Below are 15560 nucleotides of genomic sequence, written 5' to 3'. Positions count from 1 at the left end.
TGATGACTCAATGGCGGACCCCGAGATCACAGTCAGGTGGAAGAAGGAACCGGACGAGCACGACTACCCGGCTGCCGCGGACTACCTCGAGATGCTCGCGGAGCCGGACGTCATCGAGACGGTCATCCGGGCGCTGCGCGACGCGCCGGTGACGTACAAGAAGGCCAAGGACCTGCTGCGCGCCTCACAGCTGGAGATCCTGCCGTCCTACAACCCCTACGTCCGCCGCGACCTCGCCAAGATCACCTCCGGGCAGGCGCTCTCGCCGATCCTGGTGGTCCGCGGGGACTTCGGCAAGGGCGTGCCGATGCAGATCGTGGACGGCTACCACCGGGTATGCGCCGTCTACTACACCGACGAGAACATCGCGATCCCCGTGAAGATCGCGCCCCGGCTGCCGTGAGCCCGTGACACGGTGACCCTCCAGACCCTCACTCTCATCACCGTGCTCGCCCTGGCCGGGCCCTGGCTGGCCTGGCGGCAGTCCTGGCACCTGCCGGTCATCCTGGGCGAACTGCTGGCCGGAATCACTTTCGGCACCACCGGCTTCGGCCTACTGCATCCGGAGGACCCGACCTTCAGCTTCATTGCCGACGTCGGCTTCGCGGTGGTCATGTTCGTGGCCGGCACCCATGTGCCGGTGCGGGACGCGTCCATCCGTTCGGCGCTGGGGCGGGGCGTGCTCCGCGCGCTGGTGGTGGGTGTGCTGGCGATGATCCTGGGACAGAGCATCGCGGCCTGGTTCGGCACCGGGCACGGGCTGCTCTACGCCGTGCTCATCGCCTCTTCCTCGGCGGCCATCGTGCTGCCCATCATCGATTCCCAGGGGCTGGGCGGAAAACCCGTGCTGGAGTTGACCGCCCAGGTCGCCATCGCGGACGCCGCCGCGGTGGTGGCGCTGCCGCTGGTGATCGATCCGGGCAATGCGGGCCGGGCCGCGATCGGCGCGGTGCTGGTGGCCGCGGCGGCGGTGGCCGTGTACTTCTTCCTGCGCTGGCTCGAGGACTCCGGCATCCGGCACCGGCTGCACAAGGTGTCCGAGGACCGGCAGTTCGCCCTCGAGCTGCGGGTCAGTCTGGCGCTGCTGTTCGCGCTGGGCGCGCTCGCGACCCGCAGCCACGTCTCGATCATGCTGGCGGGCTTCGCCCTCGGCCTGGCGGTGGCGGCCATCGGCGAACCGCGCCGAGTCGCCAAGCAGCTCTTCGCCATCAGCGATGGGTTCCTCGCGCCGCTGTTCTTCGTATGGCTGGGCGCGCGGCTGAACCTGCGCGAGTTCGGCGACCACGTGTCCCTGATCCTGCTGGGCGTGGCCCTGGGCGCGGGAGCGGTGCTCACCCACACGCTCATGCGGTTCCTGGGTCAGCCGATTCCGCTCGGGGCCATCGCCTCCGCGCAGATCGGCGTCCCGGTCGCGGCGATCACCGTCGGCACCCAGCTGCATGTCCTGAAGCCGGGCGAGCCGGCCGCGCTCATGCTCGGCGCGGTCGTGACCATTGCCGCCGCCGCCTGGGGCGCGCGGAGCGCCGCTGAATCGGTGCCGCACAACTGATTTCGTGACCGCCGCACCGACGCGGTGAAGACCATGCCGACCGCGATGGAACCCTCGCCGGGAGGGTGACTCACCGGGTACCCCCAGAATCGGGTTGGCACCCAACCACCGGCACACGTGCACGGCTGGTCACGGCTCGTAGCCGCGCGCTGAAGTCTCGGAGAGGCGGTCCAGCTCTCGGCGCTCACGCTTGGTCGGGCGGCCCGCGCCGCGGTCACGGCGGGGCATGAGAGCTGCCAGTTGCGGATCGGGCGGGGGCGGGCTCTTGTCGATCATGCACCGGACCGCCACGGCCGCGCCGACGCGCTTGGTGATGAGCTGCTCGACGATGACGATGCGTTCCGAACCGTTGACGCGGACACGGATCTCGTCACCGGGCTTCAAATTGTGGGAGGGCTTGACCGGCACACCATTGACCCGCACATGCCCGGACCGGCAGGCCACGGCGGCGGCCGAGCGGGTCTTGAAAATACGGACGGCCCAGGTCCAAGAATCAACTCGGGCCTGGGCCGTGGTGCTCAGCGGAGCGGAGGTCACACGTTGACGATACTGCGTCAGGCGTTGACGATGCGGCGCGCGGTGACAACCTGGCTGGGGTGCAGGTTGGTGTAGGAGACGGGGGTGCCGGTCTGGACGGCGTTCAGCAGCTTGCCGTCGCCGGCATAGATGCCGACATGGCCACCGCCGTTGGTGACGACGATGTCGCCGGGCTGCAGGTCCTCGAAGGCTACCGGGGCGCCGACGTTGGACTGCTCGAAGCTGGTGCGGGGCAGATCGACTCCGGCCTGCTTGTAGGCCCACTGCACGAGGCCGGAGCAGTCGAAGCTGTAGGGACCGGTCGCGCCCCAGGAGTACTGGGCACCGACCTTGGTCTCGGCGGCGTGCAGCGCGATGTCACCCACGGAGCTCGGCTTGTTGAAGATGTTGGGCAGCGTGAACTGCGGAGCCGGGGTGACCGCCTGGGCGCCGACCTGAGCTCCGCCGCCCAGTCCACCCGGGGTCTGCAACGCCGCCTCGGCGTCCTTGACCGTCTGGTTGAACTGCTGCACCTGAGGCGCGAAATCGTCCGGCACGTCGAAGTTTCCGATGCCCGGGATTTCGACGGTGGCGGCCGTGGCGGTGATCGCCGGGAATACGCCAGTAGTCGTCGCGGCCATCGCACCCATCACGATGGCACCCTTCACGGAATTCGGAAGCCGAGATTCCTGCTGCAAGCTGTGCTTACCCACTGAGCCGCATCTCCGATCTTGCTGCTGTAACGTCGCGGGCTGCCTCTCCGATGAAGCAACAGACTCCGCTAAGTCACGAGAAGATTACGACGAGGCCGCGCTGTTGTCCACCCGACACGAGTGGTGTGTCGCATATTTCCGAAAACGCCCCGCTGAACGGGTAATTCGGTGTATATGGCCGTGGATCACGAGACGATATACGCGATCAACCGGGCCGTTATCAACCTTTCGCCTCGACCGCCCGCTCCAACTCCGCAATCCGCCGGCGAGCGTCCGCGAGATCGACTTCCAGCTGCCCCAGCGCCATCACCAGTGGACCCACGGCGAGGTCCGCCACCAGTTGCGGATCGTCGTACCCGCGCTCGATGGCCACCAGAATGTTGTTGCGGATGCGCGCGGCCACGGTCGCCTCGGCGGGCACATTCCAGGATTCGACCACCTCCGCGACGGTGGGTACGGCTTCTTCCGACATGAACCCTCCTGCGCTGGATCCCAACGAAATCAGACATAAGGGTAGAGACCTCGAGGGACAGCGTGGGTGCGAACTCAGCGGGCCCGGATGCCGATCGATAGCTGTCTCTACGGTCCTGGATAGATGCCCGGATAATCGGTGATTCCCGCGCTACGGTTGGGCCGCATGGACCCCGTCAGGAATCCCTACGCACCCGGCGCGGGGCAGCGGCCACCCGAGCTCGCGGGCCGTGACCGGCAGCTCGCCGCCTTCGACATCGTGCTGGAACGGGTGGCGCGGGCCCGGCCGGAACGCAGTGTCATGCTCACCGGACTGCGCGGGGTCGGAAAGACGGTGCTGCTCAACCAGCTTCGCTCGGCCGCGCGCTCGCGGGGCTGGGGCACCGGGAAACTGGAGGCGCGGCCGGATCAGGAACTGCGGCGCCCGCTCGCCTCGGCGCTGCACATGGCGGTGCGTTCGCTCGCGGTGACACACCGCAATCCGGAGCAGGTGGACGATTTCCTGGGGATTCTCAAGGCTTTCGCGCTGCGCTCCACCGCCGACAAGGGCATGCGGGAACGCTGGAACCCGGGTATCGATGTGCCGGCAGTGACCGGGCGGGCCGACTCCGGCGATATCGAGATCGATCTGGTGGAGCTGCTCGTGGAGGCGGCGGCGCTGGTGCGCGAGCTCGGCATCGGGATCGCGGTGTTCATCGACGAGATGCAGGATCTCGGAGCCGCCGACATCTCCGCCATCTGCGGGGCCTGCCACGAATTGAGCCAGGACGCCGCGCCTTTGATCGTGGTCGGGGCCGGGTTGCCGCATCTGCCGGCGGTGCTGTCGGCGTCCAAGAGCTACTCCGAGCGCTTGTTCTCCTACCACCGCATCGATCGGCTGGATCGGGAGTCGGCGGACCAGGCGCTCATCGCGCCCGCCGAGCGGGAGGGCGTGAAGTACTCCGAGGAGGCGCTCGACGCGCTGTACCGGAAGGCCGACGGATACCCGTATTTCGTGCAGGCGTACGGCAAGGCGACGTGGGACGCGGCGGCGCAGAGTCCCATCTCGGCGGAGGATGTGGCGGTGGCGGCGCCCGCGGCCGAAGAAGAATTGGCAGTCGGTTTCTTTGGCTCCCGCTACGAGCGGGCGACCCCGGCCGAGCGGGAGTACATGCGTGCCATGGCCGATCTGTCCGGCGACGACGGGCCGGTCGCCACCTCCGCGGTCGCGAAGGAGCTGGGCCGCAAACCGGCCTCGTTGTCTCCGGCGCGAGACGGGTTGATCAAGAAGGGCCTCATCTACTCGGCGGAGCGCGGAACCATCGGTTTCACGGTCCCGCACTTCGGCCGGTATCTGCGCGGCGTGCAGTAACCGAGGGTTAGCCTTTATATCAAGATCATGACCTGACCGGCGCTTTCGATCTTTGCCGAGCCCTACCGGTGGGTAACAAACACTCCTACACTCGAATGTGATTCTCATCACGGTCGAGGAGGACATCATGGCGACTGCCGCCAAAGTCGACGCCACCGAAGAACAAGCCCGGGCACTGGTCGAGGAATCCCGCGAAACCGCCTGGGCCAAGCCATCTTTCGCCAAGGAAATGTTCCTCGGCCGGTTCCGGCTCGACCTCATTCACCCGTTCCCTCGCCCCGACGCGGCGGACTCCGCCAAGACCGAGGCGTATCTGACCCGGCTGCGGGCCTTCTGCGAGACCATCGACGGGCAGCGCATCGAGGCCGAGGGCCGCATCCCCGACGAATACGTGCGCGGGCTGGCCGAACTCGGCTGCTTCGGGCTCAAGATTCCCGAGGAATACGGCGGCGTCGGGCTGTCGCAGGTCGGCTACAACAAGTCGCTCATGCTGGTCAGCTCCGCGCACGCCAGTCTCGGCGTGCTGCTGTCGGCGCACCAGTCCATCGGCGTGCCCGAGCCGCTCAAGTTGGCGGGCACTCCGGAGCAGAAGCGAGAGTTCCTGCCGCGCTGCGCCAAGGGCGCGGTGAGCGCGTTCCTGCTCACCGAACCGGACGTGGGTTCCGACCCGGCGCGCATGGCCTCCACCGCGACCCCGACCGCGGACGGCGAGGCCTACGAGATCAATGGCGTGAAGCTGTGGACCACCAATGGCGTCGTCGCCGAACTGCTCGTGGTCATGGCGCGGGTGCCCAAGAGCGAGGGCCATCGCGGCGGCATCTCCGCCTTCATCGTGGAAGCCGACAGCCCGGGCATCACCGTGGAGCGGCGCAATGGGTTCATGGGCCTGCGCGGCATCGAGAACGGTGTGACCCGCATGCACAACGTCCGGGTGCCCAAGCGGAATCTGGTGGGCCGCGAGGGCGACGGGCTCAAGATCGCGCTCACCACCCTCAACGCGGGCCGCCTGGCCATCCCGGCCATGTGCACCGCGGCGGCCAAGTGGTCGCTGAAGATCGCGCGGGAATGGTCGGGCACCCGGGTGCAGTGGGGCCGCCCGGTCGGTGAGCACGCCGCCGTCAGCGCGAAGATCTCCTACATCGCCGCAACGACATTCGCGCTGGAGTCGGTGCTCGACCTCTCGGCCACCATGTGCGATGAGAACCGCAACGACATTCGCATCGAGGCCGCGCTGGCCAAGCTGTGGGCCTCGGAGATGGCTTGTCGGATCGCCGACGAACTGGTCCAGATCCGTGGCGGCCGCGGCTACGAGACGGCCGCCTCGCTCAAAGCGCGCGGCGAAAGGGCCGTCGGTGCCGAACAATTGCTGCGAGATCTGCGCATCAACCGCATCTTCGAGGGCTCCAGCGAGATCATGCGCCTGCTCATCGCCCGCGAGATGGCCGATGCCCACATGGCCGCCGCCGGCGCGCTGGTGGATCGCAATGCCGAACTCAAGGACAAGGCCAAGGCGGCGGTCGGGGCGAGCGGGTTCTACGCCAAGTGGTTCCCGCAGCTGACCGTCGGCGCGGGCACCGCCCCGATGAGTTTCGGCGAATTCGGCCCGCTCGCAAAGCATATGCGTTTCGTCGAGCGCACCGCCCGCAAGCAGGCCCGCGCTCTCATGTACGGGATGGCCCGCTGGCAGGCCAAGCTGGAATACAAGCAGGGCTTCCTGGGCCGCATCGTGGACATCGGCGCGGAACTGTTCGCCATGGCCGCCGCCTGCGTCCGCGCCCAATCCCTGCGCGTCGAGGGCAGCGCGGACGGCGTGGCCGCCGAGGAACTCGCCGAAGTCTTCTGCCGGCAGGCCCGCCTGCGCGTCGAGAAGCTCTTCGCCGAGCTCTGGTCCAATACCGACGATGCCGATACCGACCTCACCCGGGGCGTCCTCGACGGCCGCTACCGCTGGCTGGAGGGCGGCGCGCTGGATCCCAGCGAGGGCACCGGCCCGTGGATCGCGGAATGGCAGTTCGGACCGTCGGCGGAGCAGAACCTGCTCCGGCCGTTCCTCCCGTCCACGAAGACGGGGGCGGCCACCTGACTCGAATCCTCACCAAAATCTGCCGCTCTCTAGCCCAGTCGCTAGAGAGCGGCAGAATTTTAAGACCACCCGACCGTCGCGGGCTGCCGAGCGTTTCCGGCCCACTGCCGAGCGGTGGCGTTCATCCGGTTGCGCAGGTTGGGCATGCGAGCCTTCATTGTTGTTCTCCCTCACCCAGATTCGCGATTCGGGCCCTCCATCGCTGCACCGTTCGAGCCATCATCTCCGCGACCGGCGGGGGCGGGACTGTGATCGGGTCCGGCATGCGACCGGTCACCGCGAGATTCGAGTCAAATCTACGTTGCTCTAGATCATTCGCTAGATACCAGTAGAAATAGCTGACACTAGTCGGATCGGCAGTGATTTCCATGAGGGTCCAGCAATGTGGCGAGACTCCGATAGATCCGCCGAGAGGCATGCATAGCTCAGCGGAGACAGTTGGACAACTTGTCTATAACGCCTGGTGTAGCGGGTTAACGCGGGGGCTACCTCTATCGACAACCGGGCAAGAGGGCGAACTCTTCAGGAGGACGTCATGTCCACGATCGATACCCGCGCCGCCGATTTCGACGGTCACCCCATCACCGTGTCCGCCGATGACGGCGTGCGGCTCGCGGTGCGTGAATTCGGCCCGACCGAGGCCGCGGTCACCGTCGTCTTCGTGCACGGGCACTGCCTGCGCGCCGAGTCATGGGCGTTCATGCGGGGCCACCTGCTGCGGATCTGGGGCGACGACACCCACATGGTGTTCTACGACCATCGTGGACACGGGGATTCCGGCAATGCCGACCCGTCCACGTACACCATCGAGCAACTGGCCCGGGATCTGGACGCGGTGCTGCGAACCCTGGTGCCGACCGGACCGGTTGTCCTGGTGGGACATTCGATGGGAGCCATGACCGTGCTGGCCTACGCGCGGCTCTACCCGGAGACGATCGGAACCCGGGTGGTCGGCGTGGGCCTCATCTCCAGCGCCGCCAACGGGGTGACCCGGGTCGGGCTGGGGCGGTTGCTGAGCGCGCCGGCGGTGACCTCGCTGCGGCTGGCGGTGCGGCGGGCGCCGCGGGCCATGCAGGCCTCGAAACACCTGAGCCGCCGCATCTTCGAGCCCATCATGCGCGATGTGACGCTCGGCACCCGCAAGGTGAGCCCGCGCATGCTGGCCGTGGCGACGGCCATGCTCAACGACACCTCGCTGCTGACGATGGCCAGTTTCCTGGAGTCGCTCATCCGCTTCGACGAGACCGCGATCCTGCACCGGCTGGGCTCGATTCCGGTGCTGGTGCTGGCCGGGTCGGCCGACATCATGATCCCGTTCGCGCATTCGGTGGTGCTGGCCTCCCAGGTCGACGACGCCGAGCTGGTGCGGCTGGACGGGGCCGGGCACAGCGTGATCCTGGAGCGGGCCGAAGAGGTGGCCGCGGCCGTGGTGGGACTGGTCGCGCGGGCGACCGCGGCGGCCCGCGGCGAGGACCCCGACTGCGGGCCCGAATACGCCATCGCGGGCTAGCTGGAAGATCATCGGCGGCGGGTCGATCCACGCGATCCGAAACGTCCACCGCCCCGATTTCGCCTGGAATGACAGGCCCCTGAGCTGCGAATACTTCTCGCGGACGAGACGAATCACCGGCGATCACGTACTGTGTTGTAGATCACGATGTGTGGTCTGTCACACGGCTCGAGGAGGGTTTCGATGACACGCAGCGAGATTGCGGAACTCCGCTACGCGGTCGGCCAGCTCCGGCAGTGCGTCAGCGCATTGCGTACGCACTACGGCGACGCGGGGACGGTCCGTCGACTGGAGAACGATCTGGAAAGGCTCGTCATCGACACCGACGAGTTCGAACAGGCGCCACCGCCGGAATCACCACGGGCGAAGCAGGAGACGATCTACGTCCCCGACGCCAAATACGATGAGGCGGCCTGGATGGGCGCGCAGGACGAGGGCCTCGGCTTCCACTCGCGTCCCCGCACCAAGTAACTAATCCTTCGTCTCGAACAGCGGCAGAACCACCTCGACAATGGCGTCGAGGCTCGGCAATTCGACGAGCGCGTCGGGTGGGCTCAGCTGCCGCTGTAGCGCACGCTGATGAGCCGCACCGACCAACAGCAGGGCCGGCGCGCGCAGATCCGCGGACCGGATGTCACGGGCCGAGAGATAGGTGACCACGGTATCCACCGCGCGATGCGGACCGAGGTCGAGATCGCGGCTGCGTTCCCGGTAGACCGCGCGCAGGTCGACATCCGATTGCACCGCCGCCATCACAGGCAGGGCGGAGACGAAGAATTCCTCGAGGGTGGCGAGCAGCGTCCGCAGGTCCGTGCGCAGATCCGCCGTCGCCGCATCGGCGAGCAACTCCTCGAGCGGCCGCAGTCGCTGCTGGATCACGGCCTGCAGCAGGCCCATTCGATCACCGAAGTGGTAGAAGATGCTGGATTCGGCGACCCCGGCGCGCGCCGCGATCTCCTTGGTGGACAGCCGGGCGAGGCCATATTCCGCGAGCACCTGCTGGGCATTGGCGATCACGGCCTCGCGCACACCGGTACTGGGCCGCCCTCGGGAACGGGTCGCCACGCTGCCTCCTGTCACGCTCTGAACTCGGACTCTTGCAGTATGCCGCACCTGGTCGTATTTTCTGAGTATTCACTCAGTAATAGGGAGCCGAGGTAACACCGATGCCCCAGCCGATTACGACAACTCCCGACCCGGCCGCCACCCGCAAGCAGGAGCGGCTCGACGCGGTCATGCGATGGATGCTGCGCTCACCGCTGCACCGGGTGGCCAGCGGGAAGCTGCTCATCGTCGGTGACGGGCCCGGCCGGAACGCCGGCCGGTCCCGGGTGATCGGCAGCACCGGGACGCCGACAGATTGCGTTTCGAATCCGGCTGGGGCGCAAGAGTGACCGGCCCCCCCTCTAACCCTCATCGGACGGACAGGCCACCACGCCGTTGTCACCGTCCATGACGGTGGACAAGCGGCCGAAACGGGCAGTCGGCGGCGTGGGATCCGGCCTACCCCAATCTTTTCTGACAGACCGGAGAGTTCGCGCGATTGCCGTTCGTTCACTAAGCGAACGAATCGCGAAACATCGCAGAAAATGTGGCGCAAATCACGGGATCGCGAAATCACTGTTGCGAGCTCGAGTGATAGCACCACTGTCGTAAGGTGCTCACCATCACATTCGATGCCGGAGGTAACGATGACGTTCCACGGGATAGAGCAGCGAGGCATCCACCAGTGAGCGCCGCACCAGTCAAGACTTCTGAATCGAGCACAACCGGGGTTTTCAGTAGGGGCAGGGCCGCCATCTCGGCACGCACGCTCCGCACCGACCGGTGGTGGGTACCGCCGGCCACGACGGTGCTGGGGCTCGCGGCCTTCGTCATCTACGCGACCGTCAGATCCTTTGTGCGCAGCGCGTATTGGGTGCCGGACTTCCACTATCTGACACCGTTCTATTCACCCTGCCTGAGCGCCTCGTGCGTGACGGGCTCCAGCCATTTCGGCACGCCTATCGGCCACCTGCCCATGTGGATTCCGCTGGGCTTCCTGGTGCTGCCGTTCCTGCTGCTGTTCCGGCTCACCTGCTACTACTACCGCAAGGCCTACTACCGGTCCGTGTGGATGGCGCCGCCGGCCTGTGCGGTGGCCGAGCCGCACGCGAAATACACGGGGGAGACGCGGCTTCCGCTGATCATCCAGAACGCGCACCGCTACTTCTTCTACGTCGCGGTCATCATCTCGGTGATCAACACCTATGACGCGGTGATCTCCTTCCACGCCGCGGACGGCTTCGGCATCGGCCTGGGGACGCTGATCATCACCGGCAACGCACTGCTGTTGTGGGCGTACACGCTGTCGTGCCACTCCTGCCGCCATATCGCGGGCGGACGGCTCAAACACTTCTCACAGCACCCCGTGCGCTACCGCTTCTGGACCGTGGTGTCGAAGCTGAACACCCGGCACATGCAGCTGGCCTGGACCACGCTGGGCACGCTGGTCCTCACCGATTTCTACGTCATGCTGGTGGCGAGCGGAACCATCTCCGATCCCCGCCTCATCGGCTGACGGTCCTCTATTCCTCTTTCTCCCAGGAGTATTCGGTTCCATGCCTGAAGTCGAGCGGCACAAGTACGACGTCGTCGTGATCGGTGCCGGCGGTGCCGGTCTGCGCGCGGTCATCGAGGCCCGTGAACACGGACTGTCCGTGGCGGTGGTCTGCAAGTCCCTGTTCGGCAAGGCGCACACCGTCATGGCCGAGGGCGGCTGCGCGGCCGCCATGGGCAATGCCAATGACAAGGACAGCTGGCAGACCCATTTCAAGGACACCATGCGCGGTGGCAAGTTCCTCAACAACTGGCGCATGGCCGAACTGCACGCCCAGGAGGCCCCCGACCGGGTATGGGAGCTGGAAACCTATGGGGCGCTGTTCGATCGGACCGCCGACGGCCGGATCAGCCAGCGCAACTTCGGCGGCCACACCTATCCGCGGCTGGCGCACGTCGGCGACCGCACCGGGCTCGAGATCATCCGCACCATGCAGCAGAAGATCGTCTCGCTGCAGCAGGAGGACTTCGCGCAGACCGGCGACTACGAGGCGCGCATCAAGATTTTCGCCGAGTGCACCATCACCGAGCTGCTCAAGGACGGCGACAAGATCGCCGGGGCCTTCGGGTACTGGCGTGAGTCCGGACGCTTCATTCTCTTCGAGACGCCCGCGGTCGTCATCGCCACCGGCGGTATCGGCAAGTCCTACAAGGTGACGTCGAACTCCTGGGAGTACACCGGCGACGGGCACGCGCTCGCGCTGCGCGCCGGGGCGTCGCTGATCAATATGGAGTTCCTGCAGTTCCACCCGACCGGCATGGTGTGGCCCCCGTCGGTGAAAGGCATCCTCGTCACCGAGGGCGTGCGCGGTGACGGTGGCGTGCTCAAGAACTCCGACGGCAAGCGGTTCATGTTCGACTACATCCCGCCGGTGTTCAAGGGCCAGTACGCCGAGACCATAGAAGAAGCGGACCAGTGGCTGAAGGACAACGACTCCGCCCGGCGCACACCGGATCTGCTGCCCCGTGACGAGGTCGCGCGGGCCATCAACGAAGAAGTGAAGGCCGGGCGCGGTACCCCGCACGGCGGCGTGTACCTCGATATCGCCTCCCGGCTGCCCGCCGACCAGATCGTCAAGCGGCTGCCGTCCATGCACCACCAGTTCAAGGAGCTGGCGGACGTGGACATTACGAAGGAACCCATGGAGGTCGGGCCGACCTGCCACTACGTCATGGGCGGCATCGAGGTCGATCCGGATACCCAGGCGGCCACGGTGCCCGGCCTCTTCGCGGCCGGTGAGTGCGCCGGTGGCCTGCACGGATCCAACCGCCTGGGCGGCAACTCACTGTCGGATCTGCTGGTGTTCGGCCGTCGTGCCGGCCTCGGCGCCTCCGAATACGTGCAGCAGCTGGCCGCTCGGCCCGAGATCTCCGACACCGATATCGCCGCGGCCGCGAAATCGGCTGTGACGCCGTTCGATCCGCCCGCCGAGGGCGGTCCGGGCGAGAACCCGTACACGCTGCACATGGACCTGCAGCAGACCATGAACGATCTGGTCGGCATCATCCGCAAGGAACACGAGCTGAAGCAGGCCATCGAACACCTGTCGGAACTGCGCGACCGCTACGACCACGTCACCGTCGAGGGCCACCGGCAGTTCAACCCGGGATGGCATCTGGCCTTGGACATGCGCAACATGCTGCTCATCAGCGAATGCGTCGCCAAGGCCGCGCTGCTGCGCACCGAGAGCCGCGGCGGCCACACCCGCGACGACCACCCGGGCATGGATCCGGTGTGGCGCAACAAGCTGCTGGTCTGCACGATCGACCCCGACGAGGTCGGCTTCTCGGTGCCGGCGGTGACCGTCACGCCCGAGGCCCAGGTGCCCATGCGTGAGGACCTGCTCCGGTTGTTCGACCTGGCGGAGCTCGAAAAGTACTACACCCCCGCCGATCTCGCAGCGCTGCGGGACGACGCTGGAAAGGCGGAATAGTCATGGGTTACGAGGCGAAGTTCAAGGTGTGGCGCGGTGACACCGAGGGCGGCGGCCTGCACGACTTCACCGTGGAGGTGAACGAGGGCGAGGTGGTGCTCGACATCATCCACCGGTTGCAGGCCACCCAGGCGCCGGATCTGGCGGTGCGCTGGAACTGCAAGGCGGGCAAGTGCGGTTCGTGCTCGGCGGAGGTGAACGGGCGGCCGCGGCTGCTGTGCATGACCCGGATGTCGACCTTCACCCAGGACGAAGTGGTGACGGTGACGCCCATGCGCACCTTTCCCGTTATTCGCGACCTGGTCACGGACGTGTCGTTCAACTACCGGAAGGCGCGGGAGGTGCCGTCTTTCACGCCACCGATGGATCTGAAACCGGGCGAGTACCGGATGCAGCAGACCGATGTGGAACGGTCCCAGGAATTCCGCAAGTGCATCGAATGCTTCCTGTGCCAGAACGTCTGTCATGTGGTGCGTGATCACGAGGACAACAAGCACGCATTCTCCGGGCCTCGATACCTGATGCGTATCGCCGAACTCGAAATGCATCCGCTGGATGTGGCGGACCGCCGCGAGTTGGCACAGGAGGATGCCGGTCTGGGCTTCTGCAACATCACGAAGTGCTGCACGGAAGTGTGCCCGGAACACATCAAGATCACCGATAACGCGCTGATCCCGCTCAAGGAACGCGTCGTGGACCGGAAATACGACCCGATCGTATGGCTGGGCAATAAACTTTTCCGTCGCTGACGCACCTTTCCGACAACATGGCACCGGTGGCCTCGCGCTGGAGCTCGGCGCCACCGGGTTGGCGAGCCCGTAGTTGATCACGAAACGGCCGCCGTTCGACAACGGAAGTATGTTTGCGACGGCTAAACATGGGTATCCGATTATTCGTGGACCGAGGACTCAAGAATGCACGTCCCCGGTACCGGAAAATGGGTCCCGATGACTGGGTCGAACGGCTGATCGTAGGGATGCTCTTCGCGGTATCGGCGATGGGCGTATACATACTCACCGGCGCATTGATGCCATCCATCGCGATCGGCCTGCTGGTCGCCGCCGTCGCGATCGGCGTTGTCGCAATCCTGTGACGCGAGAGTTCACGGGGGTCGGGGCCCGTGCACCCTCGCGCGGCGAATCACAGGTCGAAGACACCGTTTTCGAGGCCGGCGGTGAAGGACCGCCACTGTGCCGCGTCGAACACCAGCGCCGGGCCCTGGGGATTCTTGCTGTCCCGCACGCCGATTCGGCCTGCGGGCAGGAACGCCACCTCGACGCACTCCTTACCGGCGCCGCTGCGGCTGCTCTTGAACCAGTCGGCCCCGGAAAGATCCACACTCATGCTCTATCCCTTCTTCGCCGGTGCGGAGCCCTCCATGGTTACGCTCCGCACGTGCTGGGAGGTGGAACGACGCCTCCGGGCTTGACCGCCCAGGCGGCATACTCCTTCGCCACCTGCCGCAGCAGGTTTCTGCTGTCCTGGATGTTCAACGCGCAGCGTTCCAGGCCCTCTTGCGCCCGGCGATAACGCTGAACGTCGCCCTGTCTCTCGAGATACAGATCTCCGGTGAACCCCTCCACATAGACCACCGGGGGCTCCACCGGCTGCCCCTTGCTGTCGGTTCCGAACTCCAGAATCACGAACGGCCCGGTCGAAAGTCCCAGGGGGACACCGGCGGCGAAGGGCAGAATACGCAAGGCGACATTGGTCCGGGTACTCAGTTCCGCCAAGTGCCGTACCTGCGCCGCCATCACCTTTGCGCTTCCCACCAGGCGGCGCAATACCGATTCGTGCAACACCATGGCGATAGTCGCCGGCCGCATGCGGCGGTTGATCATGGCCTGCCGCTGCATACGCAGCTGAACGCGCCGATCCACCTCCGCCGCAGTCTCTTCCGGATACCCGAGGCGGTTCAGGGCCCTTGCGTAGTCGGCCGTCTGCAGCAGGCCCGGCACCAATTCCGATTGGTAGCACGACAACTGCTGCGCGGATGCCTCCAGGCCCACGTAGACGTCGAAGTTCTCGGGAATCAGATCGCCGTAGGAGTGCCACCAGCTCTTGACCGCCGCCTGCTGCGCCAAACCCTTGAGGCCCTCGGCGATCTCGGCGGGGATACCGTAGATGCGGCACAGCTCCTGGATGTCGATGGTGCGGATCCGGTCGGCGTTGCCCTTCTCGAGCCGCTGTAGCGTGCTCGCGCCCCACTCCATCAGCTTGGCGGCTTCGGCGATGGTCAATCCTGCCTGGATGCGCCAGTCGCGCAGATAGCGACCGAGCTGGCGCCGGGGCAAGGTGGATGACGCGGGACCTTCGGACACAACACGCTCCATTCGCGGTCGCGGGCATGGATCGGGCTCGACGGCGGGCGAGGGCTTCGTCCACTGTGGAGAATCGTCCTCTCCCAAGTGGATTCGCTGCTGGGAATTCGCGCAATTTTGCGTTCTCCTTTTCGAAATTCGCCCGCCGGGCGTCTGCTCGTGGTGTGCTGGAGATGTGCCCGGAGCGGTGTAGCTAGGCCCCTTTCCTTTCCTGAACCTCCGGGCACTTCAGGAACCAGCGGGAACGAGGAGTGGTCTGGACATGCAACTGACATCCCTCAACATGCACATCGCCGGTCTGTCGCGCTGCCGTAGGGATCCGGGGGTGATGAACGTCGAGCAAGCACACGCCGCAATGCAATTGCACCTCGATTGCACGGTGCAGACGTGCAAGGTGCGCCGCCGAGCGCGGGCGACGCTGGTCGCGGAGGGACGGTGCGTGCTCGACGAGCGGGCGCTGCCATGACCGGGATCGCGGGGTCTCACCCCGGAACCGCTACCGACCGGTTCGTGC

At 66.3% G+C, this 15560-nt stretch carries 18 protein-coding genes; 12 read left to right on the top strand and 6 right to left on the bottom strand.

Going from position 1 to position 15560, the window contains the following annotated elements; genetic code table 11:
- The first annotated feature begins 10 nt into the window (after window positions 1–10).
- Window positions 11–403 carry a hypothetical protein gene (locus tag GLP40_RS18010; protein WP_154789116.1) on the top strand — a complete coding sequence of 131 codons (393 nt, stop codon included), beginning with the start codon at window positions 11–13 and terminating at the stop codon, window positions 401–403.
- A gap of 12 nt (window positions 404–415) precedes the next feature.
- Window positions 416–1549 (top strand): cation:proton antiporter, encoded by a 1134-nt coding sequence (locus GLP40_RS18005; protein WP_328290320.1) that lies wholly within the window; start codon window positions 416–418, stop codon window positions 1547–1549.
- 129 nt (window positions 1550–1678) lie between these two features.
- Here GLP40_RS18005 and GLP40_RS18000 read toward each other — a convergent pair whose 3' ends face one another.
- The 3 genes from GLP40_RS18000 to GLP40_RS17990 form a co-directional block, all read right to left on the bottom strand.
- Window positions 1679–2086 carry an RNA-binding S4 domain-containing protein gene (locus tag GLP40_RS18000; protein WP_328290319.1) on the bottom strand — a complete coding sequence of 136 codons (408 nt, stop codon included), beginning with the start codon at window positions 2084–2086 and terminating at the stop codon, window positions 1679–1681.
- Between the two features lie 17 nt (window positions 2087–2103).
- Window positions 2104–2715 carry a C40 family peptidase gene (locus GLP40_RS17995; protein ID WP_154789341.1) on the bottom strand — a complete coding sequence of 204 codons (612 nt, stop codon included), beginning with the start codon at window positions 2713–2715 and terminating at the stop codon, window positions 2104–2106.
- Between the two features lie 283 nt (window positions 2716–2998).
- Window positions 2999–3250, bottom strand: coding sequence for a hypothetical protein (locus GLP40_RS17990; RefSeq protein WP_154789115.1), 252 nt, complete (start codon window positions 3248–3250; stop codon window positions 2999–3001).
- A 165-nt stretch (window positions 3251–3415) separates the two neighbouring features.
- On the opposite strand from GLP40_RS17990, the gene GLP40_RS17985 reads away from it, so the two are divergent.
- The 4 genes from GLP40_RS17985 to GLP40_RS17970 all read left to right on the top strand — a co-directional run bounded on the left by GLP40_RS17985 (window position 3416) and on the right by GLP40_RS17970 (window position 8664).
- Window positions 3416–4600 carry an AAA family ATPase gene (locus GLP40_RS17985; RefSeq protein WP_154789114.1) on the top strand — a complete coding sequence of 395 codons (1185 nt, stop codon included), beginning with the start codon at window positions 3416–3418 and terminating at the stop codon, window positions 4598–4600.
- 127 nt (window positions 4601–4727) lie between these two features.
- The gene (locus tag GLP40_RS17980) at window positions 4728–6683 is read left to right on the top strand and encodes an acyl-CoA dehydrogenase family protein (RefSeq protein WP_154789340.1); all 1956 of its coding nucleotides are present in this window, start codon (window positions 4728–4730) and stop codon (window positions 6681–6683) included.
- A gap of 535 nt (window positions 6684–7218) precedes the next feature.
- Complete coding sequence (locus tag GLP40_RS17975) at window positions 7219–8193, top strand: alpha/beta fold hydrolase (protein ID WP_154789113.1); 975 nt, start codon at window positions 7219–7221, stop codon at window positions 8191–8193.
- Between the two features lie 183 nt (window positions 8194–8376).
- The gene (locus GLP40_RS17970; RefSeq protein WP_154789112.1) at window positions 8377–8664 is read left to right on the top strand and encodes a hypothetical protein; all 288 of its coding nucleotides are present in this window, start codon (window positions 8377–8379) and stop codon (window positions 8662–8664) included.
- Here GLP40_RS17970 and GLP40_RS17965 read toward each other — a convergent pair whose 3' ends face one another.
- Entirely contained in the window at window positions 8665–9258 is a 594-nt protein-coding gene (locus tag GLP40_RS17965) for a TetR/AcrR family transcriptional regulator (RefSeq protein ID WP_328290318.1), read from the bottom strand. It abuts the gene before it with no gap.
- Between the two features lie 101 nt (window positions 9259–9359).
- Between GLP40_RS17965 and GLP40_RS17960 the strand changes: the two genes are divergently transcribed.
- From GLP40_RS17960 to GLP40_RS33285, 5 genes are all read left to right on the top strand, one after another.
- Complete coding sequence (locus GLP40_RS17960; RefSeq protein WP_154789111.1) at window positions 9360–9587, top strand: hypothetical protein; 228 nt, start codon at window positions 9360–9362, stop codon at window positions 9585–9587.
- Between the two features lie 335 nt (window positions 9588–9922).
- Complete coding sequence (locus GLP40_RS17955; RefSeq protein WP_328290317.1) at window positions 9923–10753, top strand: hypothetical protein; 831 nt, start codon at window positions 9923–9925, stop codon at window positions 10751–10753.
- Between the two features lie 40 nt (window positions 10754–10793).
- Window positions 10794–12725: a fumarate reductase/succinate dehydrogenase flavoprotein subunit gene (locus tag GLP40_RS17950; protein WP_154789110.1), complete on the top strand. Its 1932-nt coding sequence runs from the start codon at window positions 10794–10796 to the stop codon at window positions 12723–12725.
- Window positions 12726–12727: 2 nt separating this feature from the next.
- Window positions 12728–13474 carry a succinate dehydrogenase/fumarate reductase iron-sulfur subunit gene (locus tag GLP40_RS17945; protein ID WP_154789109.1) on the top strand — a complete coding sequence of 249 codons (747 nt, stop codon included), beginning with the start codon at window positions 12728–12730 and terminating at the stop codon, window positions 13472–13474.
- Window positions 13475–13662: 188 nt separating this feature from the next.
- The gene (locus GLP40_RS33285) at window positions 13663–13818 is read left to right on the top strand and encodes a hypothetical protein (protein WP_196054718.1); all 156 of its coding nucleotides are present in this window, start codon (window positions 13663–13665) and stop codon (window positions 13816–13818) included.
- Between the two features lie 47 nt (window positions 13819–13865).
- Here GLP40_RS33285 and GLP40_RS17940 read toward each other — a convergent pair whose 3' ends face one another.
- Together GLP40_RS17940 and GLP40_RS17935 are read right to left on the bottom strand one after the other, a co-directional pair.
- The gene (locus GLP40_RS17940) at window positions 13866–14069 is read right to left on the bottom strand and encodes a DUF397 domain-containing protein (protein WP_154789108.1); all 204 of its coding nucleotides are present in this window, start codon (window positions 14067–14069) and stop codon (window positions 13866–13868) included.
- Window positions 14070–14107: 38 nt separating this feature from the next.
- Entirely contained in the window at window positions 14108–15046 is a 939-nt protein-coding gene (locus GLP40_RS17935; protein WP_328290316.1) for a helix-turn-helix domain-containing protein, read from the bottom strand.
- A gap of 262 nt (window positions 15047–15308) precedes the next feature.
- On the opposite strand from GLP40_RS17935, the gene GLP40_RS17930 reads away from it, so the two are divergent.
- The gene (locus GLP40_RS17930; protein WP_154789106.1) at window positions 15309–15512 is read left to right on the top strand and encodes a hypothetical protein; all 204 of its coding nucleotides are present in this window, start codon (window positions 15309–15311) and stop codon (window positions 15510–15512) included.
- Window positions 15513–15560: the final 48 nt, after the last annotated feature.

It is taken from the genome of Nocardia aurantiaca (assembly GCF_009708175.1).
Classification (GTDB): domain Bacteria; phylum Actinomycetota; class Actinomycetes; order Mycobacteriales; family Mycobacteriaceae; genus Nocardia; species Nocardia aurantiaca.
This window is presented reverse-complemented; position numbering and strand designations above follow the sequence as displayed.